The 18,481-nt window shown below is 43.0% G+C and carries 14 protein-coding genes; 4 read left to right on the forward strand and 10 right to left on the reverse strand.

The features are described 5' to 3' along the window. Positions 1-61: 61 nt before the first annotated feature. A complete protein-coding gene (locus tag LKX84_RS04950; protein ID WP_228236086.1) occupies positions 62-1,345 on the reverse strand; it encodes an amidohydrolase in 1,284 nt (427 codons plus the stop codon). A 9-nt stretch (positions 1,346-1,354) separates the two neighbouring features. Further along, on the reverse strand, positions 1,355-1,894 hold the full coding sequence (locus LKX84_RS04955; RefSeq protein ID WP_228236004.1) for a DsrE family protein: 540 nt from the start codon (positions 1,892-1,894) through the stop codon (positions 1,355-1,357). A 140-nt stretch (positions 1,895-2,034) separates the two neighbouring features. On the opposite strand from LKX84_RS04955, the gene LKX84_RS04960 reads away from it, so the two are divergent. Then, a complete protein-coding gene (locus LKX84_RS04960) occupies positions 2,035-4,368 on the forward strand; it encodes an ATP-dependent helicase (protein ID WP_228236005.1) in 2,334 nt (777 codons plus the stop codon). A 100-nt stretch (positions 4,369-4,468) separates the two neighbouring features. Further along, a complete protein-coding gene (locus tag LKX84_RS04965) occupies positions 4,469-6,736 on the forward strand; it encodes a hypothetical protein (RefSeq protein WP_228236006.1) in 2,268 nt (755 codons plus the stop codon). A 14-nt stretch (positions 6,737-6,750) separates the two neighbouring features. Here LKX84_RS04965 and LKX84_RS04970 read toward each other — a convergent pair whose 3' ends face one another. Further along, a complete protein-coding gene (locus LKX84_RS04970) occupies positions 6,751-7,506 on the reverse strand; it encodes a hypothetical protein (RefSeq protein WP_228236007.1) in 756 nt (251 codons plus the stop codon). A gap of 258 nt (positions 7,507-7,764) precedes the next feature. Between LKX84_RS04970 and LKX84_RS04975 the strand changes: the two genes are divergently transcribed. Beyond that, a complete protein-coding gene (locus LKX84_RS04975) occupies positions 7,765-8,385 on the forward strand; it encodes an L-threonylcarbamoyladenylate synthase (protein WP_228236087.1) in 621 nt (206 codons plus the stop codon). Between the two features lie 51 nt (positions 8,386-8,436). Here LKX84_RS04975 and LKX84_RS04980 read toward each other — a convergent pair whose 3' ends face one another. The 3 genes from LKX84_RS04980 to LKX84_RS04990 all read right to left on the reverse strand — a co-directional run bounded on the left by LKX84_RS04980 (position 8,437) and on the right by LKX84_RS04990 (position 10,866). Further along, entirely contained in the window at positions 8,437-9,309 is an 873-nt protein-coding gene (locus LKX84_RS04980) for an OmpA family protein (RefSeq protein ID WP_228236008.1), read from the reverse strand. Positions 9,310-9,405: 96 nt separating this feature from the next. Then, a complete protein-coding gene (locus tag LKX84_RS04985) occupies positions 9,406-10,407 on the reverse strand; it encodes a glycosyltransferase family 2 protein (protein WP_228236009.1) in 1,002 nt (333 codons plus the stop codon). Positions 10,408-10,419: 12 nt separating this feature from the next. After that, positions 10,420-10,866, reverse strand: coding sequence for a type I restriction enzyme HsdR N-terminal domain-containing protein (locus LKX84_RS04990; protein WP_228236010.1), 447 nt, complete (start codon positions 10,864-10,866; stop codon positions 10,420-10,422). Between the two features lie 27 nt (positions 10,867-10,893). On the opposite strand from LKX84_RS04990, the gene holA reads away from it, so the two are divergent. Further along, a complete protein-coding gene (holA, locus tag LKX84_RS04995) occupies positions 10,894-11,895 on the forward strand; it encodes a DNA polymerase III subunit delta (protein WP_228236088.1) in 1,002 nt (333 codons plus the stop codon). Between the two features lies 1 nt (position 11,896). Here holA and LKX84_RS05000 read toward each other — a convergent pair whose 3' ends face one another. From LKX84_RS05000 to LKX84_RS05015, 4 genes are all read right to left on the reverse strand, one after another. Then, positions 11,897-12,274: a DoxX family protein gene (locus LKX84_RS05000; RefSeq protein WP_228236011.1), complete on the reverse strand. Its 378-nt coding sequence runs from the start codon at positions 12,272-12,274 to the stop codon at positions 11,897-11,899. A 98-nt stretch (positions 12,275-12,372) separates the two neighbouring features. Beyond that, positions 12,373-14,784, reverse strand: a complete 2,412-nt coding sequence (locus LKX84_RS05005) for a thiamine pyrophosphate-dependent enzyme (protein ID WP_228236012.1) — start codon at positions 14,782-14,784, stop codon at positions 12,373-12,375. 158 nt (positions 14,785-14,942) lie between these two features. Next, positions 14,943-17,744: a metalloprotease gene (locus LKX84_RS05010; RefSeq protein ID WP_317206455.1), complete on the reverse strand. Its 2,802-nt coding sequence runs from the start codon at positions 17,742-17,744 to the stop codon at positions 14,943-14,945. A 44-nt stretch (positions 17,745-17,788) separates the two neighbouring features. Further along, positions 17,789-18,475 (reverse strand): TIGR00730 family Rossman fold protein, encoded by a 687-nt coding sequence (locus LKX84_RS05015; protein WP_228236089.1) that lies wholly within the window; start codon positions 18,473-18,475, stop codon positions 17,789-17,791. Between the last annotated feature and the right edge of the window lie 6 nt (positions 18,476-18,481).

An 18,481-nucleotide genomic window follows, 5' to 3' on the forward strand; every position in this document is an offset into this window, starting at 1 on the left:
CAATGTCCAAATTCCAAATTATGGAAGACATTGGGGCCGGATTTAGAGTTTGAGTTAGGTTTTATTTGCTTCTGTCCAAATAATCCAAAGCAATTTCTGTCATGGCCTTAACACCTAGCGATAACCCGCTGTCATCAATTTTGAAATCAGGGGTATGGTGAGGAAAATACTCATCTGCACCAGCTTTTGGATCTTTCCCACCAAGGATGAAAAAGAAACCTGGGATTTTTTCTTGATAAAATGAAAAATCCTCAGCTCCGGTAATGGCTTTGATCATATGAACATTTTCGGCACCAGCCATTTGTTGCAGGCTGGGTAGGGATTTTTCGGTTAGATCTACGTCATTATACGTAATCGGCACACCTTTGGCAATTTCCACGGTTGCCTCAGCACGGTAGGCTTTGGCTATATCTTGCGCCATTTCTATCATACGCTGGTTCACCTGCTTTTGCATGTCGTAATCCAAAGTTCGGATGGTTCCCACAAGTTCGGCACTTTCGGGGATGATGTTGTTTCTAACCCCACCGCTGATCTTGCCCACGGTAATCACAGCGGCTTCTTTGGTCAATTCCAGTTCGCGGCTGATGATGGACTGATAACCATCCACAATTTTGGAAGCCACATAAATAGGATCTACCCCGGACCATGGAGCGGAACCATGGGATTGTTTTCCTTTGATGGTCACCACAAAACGTTGTGCAGCGGCCAAAGCTCCTCCTGGTTTATAGGCAATCTGTCCCACAGGAAGGTAAGATCCAATGTGTAGTCCGTAAATGGCATCTACTTTTGGGTTGTCCAGTACGCCTTCTTTCACCATCAGTTCGGCACCACCTTCTTCACCGGGAGGCGCACCTTCTTCCGCAGGTTGGAAGATAAATTTCACGGTTCCTCGAATTTTATCCGTGTTCTTGGCAAGTACTTCGGCAACACCCATCAAAATGGCGATATGCGTATCATGTCCACAAGCGTGCATCACACCAACTTCCTGACCCAAATACTCAGATTTCACGTTCGATTTGAAAGAAAGATCATTTCGCTCGGTAACGGGCAAGGCATCAATATCCGCACGAAGCGCAACAACTTTTCCTGGTTTTTTTCCTTTCAACAACCCGACTACACCGGTATGGGCAACACCGGTCTGCACTTCAATGCCTAAAGATTTTAAGTGTGCGGCAATTTTTTCTGCCGTTTGGAACTCCCTGTTGCTCAATTCAGGGTGTTCGTGAATGTCGCGTCTCCATTCAATTACCTTGGATTCTACGGCGGCAATGTCTTTTTCCAACCCGTGTTGGGCATAGATCGTTAAGCTTGCGGAAAATAGGGCAAGCGATAAAATGTTCTTCATCATGTTGGTTTATAATTTAATTGGACGGTATCCTTCGTTTTGCAATTGGATGTTGGCTGTCATGGCTGACAGGGCAATTTTTACCCCTGGGATCAAATCTTCCTTTGGAAAATTCCTTGCCATTGAAGATTGCCCACAATAAATGATTTCCACTCCGGCATCGAGCAAAGCTTGCACCATACCAGCATTTGGGTTGGCAACCCCAAAACGTGTCTTGTATGCTTCGTCGTGAGTGATGTCCTTGGATGCCGCATTGTGAACGATCACCGCAACTTTAAGTTGAGAAACGGGTATGCCTGCTTGGGCATGAAGATTTAAAAACCGGGCAGCGGTCTCCAATTTCTGGTTAAGGACCGTATGGGATTCCGGGCTGTCCATAACATCGAACACCACCTTGAATTCTTGGATCATGTCCGTTTTAAAATCGGGGTTTTCAATTTTGAAAACAGGGCCGTAATCTGCAACGACAGGGCCGGTAGTTTTTTCTTGTGAAATTCCAAAAAAGCCAATAAGAAAAATAAGGAATAGGGGAAAACGGTGAAAATTCATCAGCGATATAAGTTGAGGTCTTAAATATATTTAAAAATGATATGAAATCCGACCCTAGTGTTTATAAAAATTGAAAGTATGATTTTAGCAGGTCTCCATTATTGGCTAATTTCACCCCTACTTTTTAAAGAGCAGACCTTTTGAGCACTTTTTTGGATGAATTGAACGATGCGCAACGTGCCCCTGTACTGCACAAGGATGGTCCATTGATGGTAATTGCAGGAGCGGGCTCGGGCAAGACCCGGGTATTGACCTACCGTATTGCCCATTTGATGGAACAGGGGGTCGACTCCTTTAACATTCTAGCCCTGACCTTTACCAACAAGGCAGCACGAGAAATGAAGAAGCGGATTGCCACCATTGTGGGGAATTCAGAGGCCAAAAATCTTTGGATGGGTACTTTTCACTCCGTATTTGCCAAATTGCTCCGTTTTGATGGTGACAAACTCGGTTTCCCGAGCAATTTTACCATTTATGACACCCAAGATTCCCAACGTTTGATAGCTTCCATCATCAAGGAGATGGGACTCGACAAGGACATCTATAAATACAAACAGATCCAAAGCCGTATATCATCCTATAAAAACAGCCTGATCACGGTTAAAGCCTATTTCCAAAACCCTGAACTGGTAGAGGCGGATGCCATGGCCAAGCGTCCACGGATGGGGGAAATCTATCAAAATTATGTAGATCGTTGCTTTAAAGCCGGTGCCATGGATTTTGATGATCTTTTGCTTCGTACCAACGAGCTTTTAACGCGCTTCCCGGAAGTTTTGATGAAGTACCAAGATCGGTTCCGTTATATTTTGGTGGATGAGTACCAAGATACCAACCATTCCCAATATTTGATCGTAAAGGCATTGAGCGACCGTTATCAGAACATTTGTGTGGTGGGGGACGATGCCCAGAGTATCTATTCCTTCCGTGGGGCGAACATCAGTAATATCCTCAATTTTCAAAGGGATTATGATGATGTGGCCGTATATCGTTTGGAGCAGAACTATCGCTCTACCAAGAATATCGTGAATGCCGCCAATTCCATCATCGCGAACAATAAAAACCAGCTAGAGAAAAACGTCTGGACTTCCAATGATGATGGTGGATTGATCAAAATTCACCGCAGTCCGACCGATGCAGAGGAAGGCAGGTATGTGGCAGGTTCCATTTTTGAGAACAAGATGCAATATCAGATGCAAAACGGTGATTTTGCCGTGTTGTACCGTACCAACTCCCAATCCAGGGCCATTGAGGACGCTTTGCGTAAACGGGATATTCCCTATCGTATTTATGGAGGACTTTCTTTTTATCAACGAAAGGAGATCAAGGATGTACTGGCCTATCTGCGAATGGTCATCAATCCAAAAGATGAAGAAGCCTTAAAGCGGATCATTAATTTTCCGGCAAGGGGAATTGGGCAGAGTACCATAGATAAGTTGGTCGTTGCAGCCAATCAATATGGACGGTCCATTTTTGAAGTGATGGAGCATTTGGACAAGCTCAACCTGGGCATGAATTCCGGCACCAAACGCAAGTTGGACGATTTTGTGACCATGATCAAGAGCTTCCAGATCATGAATGAAAGTTCGGATGCATTTACCCTAGCGGAACATGTGGCCAAAAAGACCGGGGTGTTGCTCGAATTCAAAAAAGACGGAACTCCCGAAGGCATTGCCCGCATGGAGAACATTGAGGAACTTTTGAATGGGATCAAGGATTTTGTGGAAGGGCAGAAAGAATTGGCCGATGCCACAGGCAGTCTAACCGAATTTTTGGAAGATGTTGCTTTGGCCACCGATATGGACAAAGAGGTTGGGGATGATGACCGTGTTGCCCTAATGACCATCCACTTGGCTAAGGGATTGGAATTTCCGTTTGTTTATGTTGTGGGTATGGAAGAAGATCTCTTTCCATCGGCAATGAGCATGAATACCCGCAGTGAACTGGAAGAAGAACGTAGGCTGTTCTATGTGGCCTTGACCCGGGCTGAAAAGCAGGCCTATCTCACCTATACCCAAAATAGATATCGATGGGGGAAACTCATTGATGCTGAGCCTAGTAGGTTTTTAGAAGAAATCGATGAGAAGTATGTGGACAACCTGGTTCCCGTTAATGATGGGTATCGATACAAATCCATGATCAATGCCGATATCTTTGGCGATGTGGACAAGAGTAAACTCCGTCAAATAAAACCCGTCAATGGCACTCCGCCTAGCATACAGGCCCCAAATGAGAACCAACTCCGAAAATTGCGAAAATTGAAACCCGATCTGGGTTCCCCTGCAGAAAATACCAATACAGTCGACCCAGGATTGGTTGTGGGCGCCAGGGTAAACCACAGCCGTTTTGGCAGGGGAAGGGTGTTGAGCATTGAAGGTGCCGGAAACGATAAAAAGGCCGAAATCCATTTTGATAACGGAGGCATCAAAAAACTGTTGCTACGTTTTGCCAAATTGGATGTGCTTGATAATGCATAAATCAATTTAGGGGGTATTTCAACTTCGTTCCCATGATCATTTCCTGTTTGCATTGTCAAAGTCCAAAAACCATCCAGTGCAAATCATAAGGTGGTAAAAAATGTTTAAATTCAAAGCTACTTTGCATTTGAACCAACTGACCGACCTTATGAAAAAACTGTTCCTCCAACCCTTGTTCCTATCCGTGGCACTTGTGGTATTGCTTCTTTTCGGTATATCCGGATATTATTTTGAAATTGGTTTCCCTGCATGGGCCACTCTTTTAATGGGGCTGCTCATCGGAATACTGCTCTTATTTCTTCTGAGAATTATATTTTCCAAATTAATACCGTTGTTGGGTAAGATTCCAGCATCGGTTTATGCCACCTTGTTGACAGGATTCACGGCCTTATACCTCATGCGGATGTATGCCTTTAGGTGGCCTGCTTCCTTGTTTTATCCGCTTGCCATTTTCGCATTGATCTGTTGTGGATTGTTGATTTGGGGTATTTGGAAAATTCTTGCGAAGACCAATACCAAGTGGGGTGCCATTATGATAGTTGGCGCCTTGGTTTTGGCTGCCACCGGGGTATTTGGTTTTTCAGCTTTGGAAGGAGATCCTTTCAGCAAAGATACCGATGAAGAAATGTCTGAAGTAGCAGTGACTACTTTGAAGGAGAAAGGATTTGATGATCCATCTTCCCCTGGTGCTTTTGAGGTGGAAACCTTTACTTATGGTAGTGGAACGGACCAACAACGACCCGAATATGCGGAAGGTGTAAAAATAAAGACCCCAACAGTGGATGCTTCATTATTACTTCCGGATTGGAAGGATAAAAAGAAAAAATGGCGCGAAAAATTCTGGGGATTCGGAGTGAAAGATTTCCCGTTGAATGGCAGGGTGTATATGCCCAAGGGAGAAGGCCCCTTTCCACTGGTTTTGGTAGTGCATGGCAATCACAGTATGATCGATTTTTCGGATGCCGGGTATGTCTATTTGGGTGAATTGTTGGCAAGTCGGGGTACTATTGTTGTCTCTGTGGATGAAAATTTCATCAACTCGCACTGGTCTGGCGATTTTAGGGGTAAGGAAATGCCGGTTCGCGGTTGGTTGCTCCTAAAGCATTTGGAACTTTGGAACCAATGGAACACAGGCGCCAACCCAGATTTGAAGAAAAAAGTGGATATGGACAATATTGTCTTGATTGGGCATTCCCGCGGAGGTGAAGCCGTTTCCATTGCTGCGGCTTTCAATAAATTGAACCGTTTTCCGGACAATGCGAACGAAAAATTTGATTTCGGATTTGGGATTAAAGGTGTCATCACCGTAGCTCCGACCGATTATCGATATGACAGGGAAATGGAGTTGGAAGACATCAACTATTTGTCGCTTCAAGGTGCCTGGGATTCTGATGAAACCAGTTTTTGGGGTATGCGGCCCTACCACCGATTAAAATTCTCCGAAGATTTTACCGGATTCAAAGCAGGTTTGTATATGAACCATGCCAATCATGGTCAGTTCAATACAACTTGGGGCAGGTCCGATTTTGGTGCGCCCACGGAATGGCTGTTGAATTTGAAGCCATTGGTTACCGGTGAGGAGCAACAACATGTGGCCAAAGTATATGTAAGTGCCTTTGTGGAAGCCGTTTTGAAAGGAAACCAATCCTACCTTCCCATTTTTAAAAATGCGGAATTGGCAGGGGACTGGCTGCCTAAAGAAGATTATTTTTCTCAATACGAAGATACTTCCAAAAAGATTTTATTGGATTTTGAGGAAGATATGGATGTGGCTTCCTCAAAAATGGGAATCCAGATCAAGGCGGAAAATTTTAAAGTTTGGCGGGAAGAACAACTGAAGGCTAGGGATGGTGGAAGCCAACAAAACAGTGCCTTGGTATTGGGATGGAAATATGGAAAAAGTGCAAATACCGATTCATTGCCCCGCTATACCATCATGTTACCAGATACCTTGAAGCATTTTGAAAATGCGGATACCTTGGCCCTTTCATTGGCGTTGGGTAATCTTTCCGAGTTGAAAATCAAATCGGATAAAAAGAAAAAGGAAAAATTGCCCGATCAAGGTTTTAACTTTAGTGTGGTGCTCACCGATAGTTTGGGTAGAAAGGCTACGGCAGATGTTGCAACCTCCAATGTGCTACCGAAAACAATCAAATCCAAGTTTACCAAATTCAAGTTTATGGACAAGGAAATGATGGGTCAGGAATCTGAAATCCAGTTAAAGAGCTGCTATGTACCTATTTCACTTTTCAAACAAAAGAATGACAGTATTGAGTTGGATAAGCTAAGAGAAATTCAACTGGTTTTTGATAAAGATTCGCTTGGCGTGATGGTTTTGGACGACTTTGGCTTTTATATTCGACCTTAAAGAGATCAGTTCAATTAGTTGTCGTAAACGTACTTCTTTCCGTCAAAGCTGAGGGTATTTTGTGCTAAAGAACTGTCCAATGGGTTCTGCACTTGTATCTTAAGTCCCTTCATAGCTATTTTGATGCTACAAGAAGGGCCCATTTTGGAGGAACTGGCATAACCATTCGTGGCAATGAATGTTTCATTATTGGGAAAGGCTGGGGTTTCTTCCAAATACCCGTTTTTGAGCAAATAGGCATTCACCCGGTAGAACATTTTCTGTTGAAGACTGTCCTGACCTTGTAACAGGTATAGAGTGGTGCCGTCATAGGTTTCGATTTGATGGATGCCATTGTAGATGATCGGGGTACCATACAAAGAGGTGGGTACCATTTTATCATTGGATTGGTACAAGGCAATGTTCTTGATCCGATTTCCGGAATTTTCCAAACGGGTAACCCATGAAAACACTGCAATCTTTTTATCTGCAGAAAAAGTAAATGAAAAAGCATGCTTTTTTGCCTTATAATTGGTTTCGATTTCTGCCAACAATTTTTCCGAACCGATATGCTCAATGGTCCGCCTAATTTTTTCGTTGATTTCTACTATGGCTTCCGAATTGGGATTCGGTCTTGAGCTGATAGTTTCAAGCTTGGTGAACAAGCTGTCCAAGGAAGTGATGATTTCTTCACCATTGGTAAACTCCCGTATGTTGCTTTTACGGGTGCAAGAAGTAGAAAGTAATACCAGGCTACAAATAGAAAGAATGGGGAATTGGCTAAGTCTCATTTGATTGATGTCTAATTATGGACTGTGTTGCAAAATTGTAAGTTTTACAAATACATGTTGTATAGCAATCTACCAATCGGCCATTTGAGTTGACCAATCGGCTTTTTTAATGCATAGATGCCGAGTCAACATCAAGGTTGCAGCATTAAGAAAAAATTGGGAGTCCATCATGGTTTTGTGCCCGTTTATGCACTTGTCCGATGAATCTTTAGTAACTTGGTATGTTGGAAAGTAGATAATCTTTCCCTTGAGAAGGAAATGGCAGAATTGATCAAATTATACGAAGAGAACCCTAATCCCCGTCAGGTGGAGAAGGTAGTGAATGTACTACGAAAAGGCGGGTTGGTCATATATCCAACGGATACCGTTTACGGTTTAGGGTGCGATATCACCAATACCAAGGCATTGGAACGCTTGGCCAGGATTAAGGGCATCAAATTGGAGAAGGCGAACTGGTCCTTCGTTTGTGCGGACCTCAGCAATTTATCGGATTATGTGCGCCAAATCGATTCTTCCACCTTTAAGATTTTAAAGAGAACCCTTCCAGGTCCGTACACTTTTATTTTACCTGGGAACAACAACCTTCCCAAGGATTTCAAGAAAAAGAAAACAGTAGGTATCCGGGTGCCTGACAACAATATAGCCAGGGCCTTGGTGGCCGGACTCGGCAATCCGATCGTTTCCACTTCCATACATGATGAGGATGATATAATTGAATATACCACCGATCCCGAGCTGATTTATGAAAAATGGCAGAACTTGGTGGATGTGGTGATAGACGGGGGTTATGGAGATAATGTGGCCTCCACGGTCATAGACCTTTCCGAAGGAGAACCGATTGTGGTTCGGGAAGGCAAGGGAAGTCTCGATATTTTATAAAATAAAAAAAGCGGCCTGAAAAGGCCGCTTCTTATTTTTTGAACCGATTTCTTATTTACCAGTACCACCGATAGCAGGATCTTTCATTCCTTCTTCGATCATGTTATAGAACTGATCGATTTTTGGAAGCACCACGATACGGGTTCTTCTGTTTTTGGCCCTGTTGGCAGAAGTGTCGTTGCTCACAAGAGGAATGTAGTAGCTACGTCCGGCAGCAGTCATTCTAGCAGGATCTACACCAAAATCATTTTGAAGGATCCTAACAACTGAAGTGGCACGTTTTGCACTCAAATCCCAGTTGTCCAAAAGAACTCCGCTCTTGTAAGGTACGTTGTCTGTGTGACCTTCTACCATGAATTCGAAGTCAGGTTTGTTGTTCACCACTTTGGCAACTTTGCCCAATACTTCTTTGGCAGCTGCGGTTACGTTGTAGCTTCCGCTTCTGAACAACAATTTGTCAGAGATGGAAACGAATACCACACCTTTTTCAACACTTACCTCGATGTCCTCGTCATCCAAGTTTCCAAGTACACCTTTCAAGCTCTGCACCAAAGAAAGGTTAACAGAGTCCCTACGGGTAACCGCATCTTGAAGTTTTCTGATGGTAAGGTCTTTTTCTTTAAGGCTTTCCAAAGATTTTTCAAGGTTTTCAGCACCTTTTGTGGTAAGGGTTGTCAAGTTGCCCATATTGTTGATAAGCTCTTGGTTGTTGGCTTTCAAGAAGGCATTTTGATCTTCGAGGGTTTTTAATTTGGCGTCTGCAGTGGCTTTGTCTTCCAAACAATCGTTCAGTTTAACGGTTGCAGAGTTCAATAAATCTTGGGTTTCTTTTTGTTTGGCCTCCAGTTCTGCATATTTCTTCTGTGATACACAAGAGGTTAATAGAACTGACATTGCCAATGTTCCTAGAAAAATTTTTTTCATAGTTCAGAATATAATTTAAGGATTGTTAGATTAATCAATGTTACAAAAACTAAACCAAAATTATAGAAAAACCAAAGTTCCGCTATTTCGGTATCGTTAATCTTTTACTAAAATGTTAAAATTCTTTATATGATGTACGAAGTAAGACCAAACTATGGACGTCACCGGGTAGTACTTTAATAAAAAATTAGCTTTTTCACGCTTTTTGTACATTTTGCTAAAATTAGCATAAAAACTCAGATGTGCCTTGAGAATGGCCAAACAATGGTCGAATTTGAGTTGGAAAATAAATCGCGCAGCGGCAATCCCATCCATCAACAATCGTAACAGTACAATTGGCCAAGCTTTTTTGCGAGGCAAATTTTTGGTGATGGAAAACAGGGAATTCCTAAAATTGAGAAAGGTTTTCTTTGGGTTCATGTTGGATAGGGTAGAGCCTCCCAAATGATAAATATGGCTGTGGCCCACATAAAATACCTTATGCCCAGCGTTTTTGGCCCGCCAACAAAGGTCGATTTCTTCTTGATGGGCAAAATAGTCCTCATCAAAACCGTTCAATGATCGAAATACCTCACTTTTGATGAACATACACGCCCCGGTGGCCCAGAAAACTTCTTTTATATCATTGTATTGGCCTTCGTCCTTTTCAATGGACTGAAAAATTCGTCCCCTACAAAAAGGGTATCCCAACATATCAATAAAACCACCTGCGGCACCGGCGTATTCAAAATGATCCTTTTGTTTCAGGTCCAATATTTTAGGTTGAATGATGGCCGCTTCCGGAATTTTATCAAAGGCCTTTATGATGGGTCCCAACCAGTTTTCGGTCACCTCCACATCGGAATTCAAAAGACAGAATAGATCGGCATCAATACACTTTAACCCATCATTATAGCCTTTGGCAAAACCACCGTTAACGTCGTTTTGTACTATGCCAACTGAAGGGTAGTGTTGTTTTAAAAACTCCACGGAACCATCGGTACTGGCATTGTCCACCACATAGATGTCGGCGCCTTTGGAATGCTCCATGACCGAAGGTAGGAACCGCTCCAAAAGGGCTTCCCCATTCCAATTGAGTATGACGACGGCGATTTTCAAAACGGAGGCAAATTAACGGCTAAAATCAGGAATATCCTCTAAAAACCTGTATTTTTCATGCTCGTGGTCCATTTCACAACAATAATGTTCCAAACCGTTGGTTACCAAAAGAAAATTGGCCTTTAATTGATAGTTGTAGCGTGCAATCTGATCAAAAGTACTTTGGTCAATCTTCACTTCGGGGGCTTTACATTCCACCAATAAAAAAATAGATCCATCTGGGTTGAAGACCACCACATCATACCTTTTTTTCAAGGAATTCACGGTCAATTGTTTCTCCACATTGATCAAACTTTTGGGGAAATTTTTGGTGAAGATCAAAAAATGGAGCAAGTGTTGGCGTACCCATTCTTCGGGTTGCAGTACCACAAATTTTTTACGGATGCCGTCAAAGATGTACTGCCTATTTTGGCTATTTTTGATTCGGAACTCATATTTGGGAAAGTTCAATGGCTGCATTGGGCAAAAATGACGATTTTTTTTGGAATGGAAAGAGTTAAGGAAATTGTAGCGGAAATCAATAAGGGCAACCCTAAACCTATTTATTTTTTAATGGGAGAGGAACCTTATTATATTGATAAGATATCACAATACATTGCGGACAATGTCCTGACCGAAGAGGAAAAGGGTTTCAACCAAATGGTACTTTATGGAAAAGACACCACTTTAGAAAGTGTAGTGGCCAATGCAAAACGTTTTCCTATGATGGCGAAGTATCAGGTCGTCATTGTTAAGGAGGCGCAGCACCTTTCCAGAACCATTGAAAACTTGATTTCCTATGTGGAAAATCCCCAACCGACCACAATTCTTGTCATCTGTTTTAAATATAAAAAGCTCGATAAGCGGAAGAAGCTATACAAGGCCATTCAGAAGAACGGTGAACTTTTTGAGAGCAACAAACTGTATGAAAACCAAGTTGCCGATTGGATCCGAAGGACTCTGAGTGGCAAGGGTTATAAAATTTCTCCCAAATCCTGTGTGCTCTTAGTGGAATTTTTGGGAACCGACCTAAGTAAAATCAGTAATGAACTGGATAAGCTTGCATTGGTCGTTCCTCAAGAAACAGAAATCACGGCGGAAATCATTGAACAACATATCGGAATCAGTAAGGATTTCAACAATTTTGAATTGAAGAAGGCCATTGGCGAACGCGATGTAAAAAAGGCATCGCGAATCATCGATTATTTTGCGCAGAATCCGAAGGACAATCCTTTTGTGGTCACCATCACTTTGCTGAACACTTTCTTCACCCAGTTGCTACAATATCACGGATTGAACGATCACTCGCCCGGCAATGTAGCCAAGGCATTGGGTGTAAACCCCTATTTTGTGAGTGAGTTTACCGTGGCCGCGAAAAACTATCCCATGAAAAGGGTGAGCGGTATCATTTCCAATCTTAGGGACTTGGACCTTAAAAGCAAAGGAGTAGGGGCCAATAACATGGCACAGGCGGACCTGCTAAAAGAATTATTGATTCAGATTGTTTGACCTATTTTTTATCTACGCTGTATTTACCAGGACCCAATAACATGATCACCACAAAAACGGTCAGGTAAAGCAATGCCATTTCCTTTGTTCCAAATGGATCGCCGCCATGGATCATAAATCCGGCAACGAACATAGTGATAGCGGTCGGGATAGCGGCCCAACGGGTCTTGAAGCCAACAATCATTAAAATAGGACAGATAAATTCACCCACAACGGCCAAAAACAAAGTAGGTGCCTGGCCAATACCGAAAGGGTTGGCAAATTCGGTATTGCCGTTAATCAAGTTCATAAGTTTGGGATAACCATGGGTCATCATGAATGCGGAAGGAACGATTCGCAATAATGCCAGACCAAGGTGTATAAGCGTGTTATTTTTCATTCATGGGGGATTTAGTTACCGTGAAATTATTAATAATGTTTCAAAAAACGCAACATTACTTCATGAAAAGCGATTTTGGGTTGACGCATTTTTTAAAGTCATCTCAGTTTTGGATATGATTTCGGGTCCACTTCGTGCATGATGGCATAAACCTTCTCGAAAATATCCTCAGCATTCGGTTTTGAAAAATAATCCCCATCTGTGGCATATGCTGGGCGATGCGCCTTTGATGCCAGCGTTTGTGGCGCGCTATCCAAATATTTGTAACCTTCCTGTTTTTCTACAATTTCTTGCATCAAATACGCAGAACACCCGCCGGGAACATCCTCATCAATAACCAAAAGGCGGTTCGTTTTTTGAAGACTTTTCACTACATCATGATCCAAATCGAATGGCAATAAAGTTTGCGCATCGATGACTTCGGCATCAATGCCCACTTCAAGAAGTTCCTGGGCTACTTTCTCAACGATCCGCAAAGTGGAACCGTAGGAAACCAAGGTAATGTCCGAACCTTGTTTTAAGGTTTCAACCTTTCCTATTGGGGTGCAGAACTCGCCCAAATTGGAAGGTAATTTCTCTTTCAATCGGTACCCGTTAAGACTTTCAATGATCAAGGCAGGTTCATCACTCTTCAAAAGGGTGTTGTAAAAACCAGCTGCCTGTGTCATGTTCCTTGGAGCGAGAATGTACATGCCCCTAAGCAGATGAATCAAGCCTCCCATGGGTGATCCGGAATGCCAAATGCCTTCCAGCCGGTGTCCTCTGGTACGCACAATGAGTGGCGCTTTTTGCTTGCCCACGGTTCGGTACATTAAGGTAGCAAGGTCGTCACTCAATGTTTGGATGGCATACAGGATATAATCCAAATATTGAATTTCGGCTATTGGTCGCAGTCCACGTAGCGCCATCCCGATACCTTGACCAATGATGCTTGTTTCACGGATTCCTGTATCGGCAACCCTAAGTTCACCGAATTTCTTTTGAAGCCCTTCAAGGCCTTGGTTCACATCTCCAATATTTCCGGTATCCTCGCCAAAAACCAAGGCCTCAGGATATTTTTCGAACAAAGCTTCAAAATTATCCCTGAGAATGATCCTTCCATCTACTTCTTCGGTATTGTTGGAGTAGGTGGGGACTACAGCCGGTATATTGGTGGCCCTATTTTCCAATTCGCTATATAAATGGGAACTGTATTTGGGCTCGTTGGTGTCTAAAAAGTTGGACACCCAATTTTGTAATTGATTTTTTTCTGAGCTGTTTTCTCCCAATAGAAAACGAAGGGCATGTCGGGATTTGCTTGCCAAATCCTTTTTCAATGGCTCTTCAATGGCAATCAAGTCATTCTTTATTTTGGTGATAAAGGCCCTGTTCGGACTTTTGCTTGCCGCTTGATCCAATAATTGCACCAATTGCTTTTTGGCTTCCAAATGAGGTTTAAGGAACTCGGACCATGCTTCTTTTTTAGCAGTCCTTACCTTGTGCTTAATGTCACGTTCCAATTTTTTGAGATCTTCCTCGGAGCTGATACCGTTCTCCAGAATCCATTCCCTGAACTGTTTGTTGCAATCGTGTTCCTTTTCCCATTCCAATCTTTCGGCAGATTTGTACCGTTCATGTGAACCAGAGGTGGAATGCCCTTGTGGTTGGGTCAGTTCGGTAACATGTATCATTACGGGGACGTGTTCCTCCCTTGCAATATCAGAAGCATTTTCAAACGCATGGATCAGGGCGGTATAGTCCCATCCTTTTACTTTTAGGATTTCATACCCCTTGGTTTCCTCATCTCGCTGCAATCCACTTAATGCTTCGGAAATGTCACCTTTGGTGGTATGGAATTCCGATGGTACCGAAATGCCGTATTCATCATCCCAAATGCAGATGACCATGGGGACCTGCATTACCCCGGCGGCATTGATCACCTCAAAAAAGTGACCTTCACTGGTGCTGGCATTGCCAATGGTGCCCCAAGCCACTTCGTTTCCATTGTTGGAAAAGTTGGTCTGGTCTATTTCCTTTACGTTTCTATATATTTTGGAGGCCTGCGCAAGACCCAATAGTCGAGGCATTTGCCCTGCGGTACAGGAAATGTCCGCGCTACTGTTCTTTTGTTTGGTGAGATCTTTCCAGGTGCCGTCCTCATTTAGGCTATGGGTAACAAAATGACCGCCCATTTGCCTTCCGGCACTCATGGGGTCTTTGTTGATGTCGGTAGTGGCGTATAGTCCGTGAAAAAACTGTTTTGGGCTCAAGTAGTCCAAGGCCATCATAAAAGTCTGGTCCCTGTAGTAGCCACTTCTAAAATCCCCATCTTGAAAAGCCCTGGCCATGGCAAGCTGTGGAAGTTCCTTTCCATCCCCAAAAATCCCGAATTTGGCCTTTCCGGAGAGTACTTCACGGCGACCCAACAAACTACATTCCCTACTGGTAACGGCTATTTCATAATCCTGAAGAATCTGTGATCGAAAGTCTTCGAAGGAAATATCGCTGCTGGTACTCGGGTCAGGTTTCATGGGCTAATATCGATTTCTGCGAAATTACTAAAATACGTACAATTCGGCAATATCAGCTCATGTTAATAAAATATCAATTCAATAACATTATTGTGATTTTGGAACAAAAAATTTAAAAAATTGCTATTTCGAAACTTTCAATTTATCAAAATGATAAATCAGAACCATTTTCGCGTAAATAGGCCCACCAAGGTTTTGGGGCTGATAGTGACAATAAACCGGATGCGTTGGCCATAATCATCTTGGCCGATTTCCCATCCGCGATTGGAGTAAACAGGGAAGTACAATTCAAAGTAATCGGTGACCAAATTCAATCGCACCCCCGAATCATAGACAAAACGGGAGTCGCCCCCCTTGCTTTTTAAGAAGCCAATATCGCCATATGCTTCAATCCATCTCCAAATGTTGGCACTGGCATTGGTGGTAGCCATCCAATCGTTGGCAAACGGATTTTCCAATTTGGATTTAAATCCACCTTCGGCAATGATGATCTGTTGACTGTACAATCCAGAACTTTCGGACCTTCCTAAATAAGCCAGATCGAACATGTAATCCGTTGGACGGTCCAATGCAAAACTGAAGAAATCGGATGCCGTATTATTCCGTAAAAACTTACCTGCATAAAATCGTAGGTTCAATTGCCTGTTGCTTTGGAATAGTTTTCTGTATTCCATTTCAAAGGCCAGTTTTGAAAAATCATTGGAATGCTGGGCATCCAATGACCACGAAAGATAGTTCAGGATATTGTTGTCCACATCCGTAAACCGGGCATTCATTACCCCGTAATTGGGATCAGTGTCAATTTGGTCCTCTAATGCGGCATCCACACTTCGGAAAACGTTGCGATAGCGGAACATCAAATATTGCCTACGGTTGGACAATAAATCATTGGGTCGCCAACCAAAGGTTACGGCAGGGGTCAAAGTAGAGAAACGCGAATTTTCCTGAAAGTGTGAGGTGGAACCAGCAAACGAAAAATCTGTTACGTACAATCCCGTTTTCTTATGGTATTTCCGGTATCGGAAACCTGCCTTGCCCACCAAAGTATGTTCCAGGAAGGAATAGGTTGGGGAAATGTCATACAAAAACTGCCGCTCCAAAAAGGTTTTGTTGTACAGCCTTAACCCTGGCGTAATACCATCGTAAATGTTGAAATTGGCTACCGGAACATAAAAAACCTGGTTGTAGTAAGGATCTTCCGTATCCTTGAAAAACTGGAATTTAAGTTTCTTGTTGCTCGATAGGAAACCATTCAATGTCTTCCAGTTGTCCCGTTGATTGAATTCCGGGATTTTTTGATCGTAATTCAATACCATTCGGTCTTCACCGTTTCTGGGAAGGGTAACCGTTTTGGTAGAATCTATGCCTGTGAACCAATAGTGGGAAATGACCGAATCTTTCTGAAGCCCGAAAAGGGAGATAGGAACATTGGTGCCCCGTTTGTTCTTTATGACCAAGGAAATGGAATCATCGGTCTTGGTAATTTTCTTGATCTTGAAATCTATCTTCTTGTCCGTGGAAACATATTCGTCAAAAAACCAATCGATGTCCTTTTCAGAACGAGCCTTGATCGTGTTTTCAAAATCCAACGAGGAAACATGCTGTCTTAGCTTGAAGTTTTTATAAAAGTCGATGATGCTACTATCTATTTTATGTTCCCCCAGATAATTGGAAAGGTAGGACATGCCCAAACCAGCCTTATAGCCATTTGCGATTTTTTCGTTGAACTTGATTAGGGAATCGTTGCTGGTTGTCAAGGCCTGATCAATATTTTTTCTCGCTGAAACCATACTGAACAAGGCATACTGTTCATTAAAGTCCATTTGGGCAAAATGAAAATTTTTAATCCCCCAAATTTTGGAGAGTTTACCAGCCAGTTTTTGATCGGGATAATGATCTTCCACATAGTGGATCATCAGGTAATAACCGATGGCATCGTTAACCCAGCGCTCTTGGCGCGGATCCAGAAAAAGGGTTTCCCTCAAATAGCTGCGAATGGCAGTTTTCAGGAATTTCATCTCAAATTGGAACTGTTCTTCGTATGGTCTAATGAAGGAGGGTAGTTGCCCGATTCCATATAGCGGGGATTTGTTGTAGTCATATTCGCTGACCAACAAATTTTCATGGGGATATCTGCCCAAATTCTCTTCCAAGAAATCTACAACCCGGTTGATGGAAATCCCTTGGGATATCTCATCATATTTGTTCGACTCAATATCAGTGGTTACCGTCATTGGTCCCATGACATGTTTGGTGAACGTTTTTTGGGTGGAAAGTAGGATTTCACAGTTTTTTCTCTTGTCACCAAAGAGTTGAATATGCTGTCCGCCTGGAAATTGTGAAACTATGGATTGCCTGTAATTGGAAGCCAAATAAAGCCGTTCAGGAAAGGTCAGATTGATGGAGGTTTCCGTAACGTCGGTGTACAGGTCATCCAGGTTCTTGTTGTCGTAAAGGCGCCAATACCCATCAAAAACGGCAGGAGAGAGGTACCAATCCTTTAGGTTATATCCTCCACCGTCCACGGCACCATAACCCGTAAATTTGGCATTGGGCAATTTGATGGTATAGGTAAGGAAAAGTTCCACCGATTCCCCGGGACGTAAAATGTCGTTCAGGGTTATGGCAATCAAATCGCGGTTGCCGACCCTTTCCCAATTGAGCCCGGTATAGTTCTGGTCCACGATGGACATGATTGTGGTCTGTCCTCTTTCACGATCCTTGGCCAAATGGAGCCCTCGGTTGAATTCTTCGGCAAAACGTTTGGCCAAAGCGGTGTTCTTATTGGAATAAGCATGGTTCCAATCATTGAAATAAAGAGAAGATAGCCCACTGGTGGAATGGTTCACATAAGTGAACTTCTGTTTAATCCTAATTTGATTGCTGGGGCCATCTATGGTTGCCACAATTTCATTCTTATGCTGACCCCAAAGTGAGGAGAACACAAGAAAAAAAAGCAAAACAACCTGATATGGAACGCGGCGAAACATCAAAATAGACTCGATTAAAAGTTCGGACTAAGCGTTCTGCCCTTGTAAAAAGCGTCTATGATTTCAACGACCTCGTCTTCAGTGTCCACCACTTTGACCAGGTCTAGATCTCTAGGACTGATGTTGCCGGCTTCCAACATGGTATTTTTCACCCAATCAATGAGTCCTTGCCAAAAATCGGTTCCGACCAAAATAATCGGGAACGTATGGATCTTATGGGTTTGGATCAAAGTAATGGCCTCAAAAAGCTCGTCCAAGGTTCCAAAACCGCCCGGCATCACCACAAATCCTTGGGAATATTTTACGAACATCACTTTCCTGACGAAGAAATAATCAAAGTCAAGGCTTTTGTCATCGTCAATATAGGGATTGTCATGCTGTTCAAACGGAAGGTCAATGTTCAGTCCCACGGAAGTCCCTCCTGCAAGATTGGCACCTCTATTCCCCGCTTCCATGATTCCGGGGCCGCCACCGGTGATGATACCGTAGCCCGCTTCCGCAATCCGCTTGGAAATGTTCACAGCTAATTCATAGTATTTGTTACCGGGCCTAACCCTTGCCGATCCAAAAATGGATACACATGGACCAATGGCGCTCATTTTTTCAAACCCGTTCACAAATTCGCCCATGATCTTGAAAATGGCCCAAGAGTCATTGGTTTTTATCTCATTCCATTCTTTGGAATGTTGTTCTTTTCGCATTTGCAT

The organism is Allomuricauda sp. M10 (assembly GCF_020782875.1).
Taxonomy (GTDB): domain Bacteria; phylum Bacteroidota; class Bacteroidia; order Flavobacteriales; family Flavobacteriaceae; genus Flagellimonas.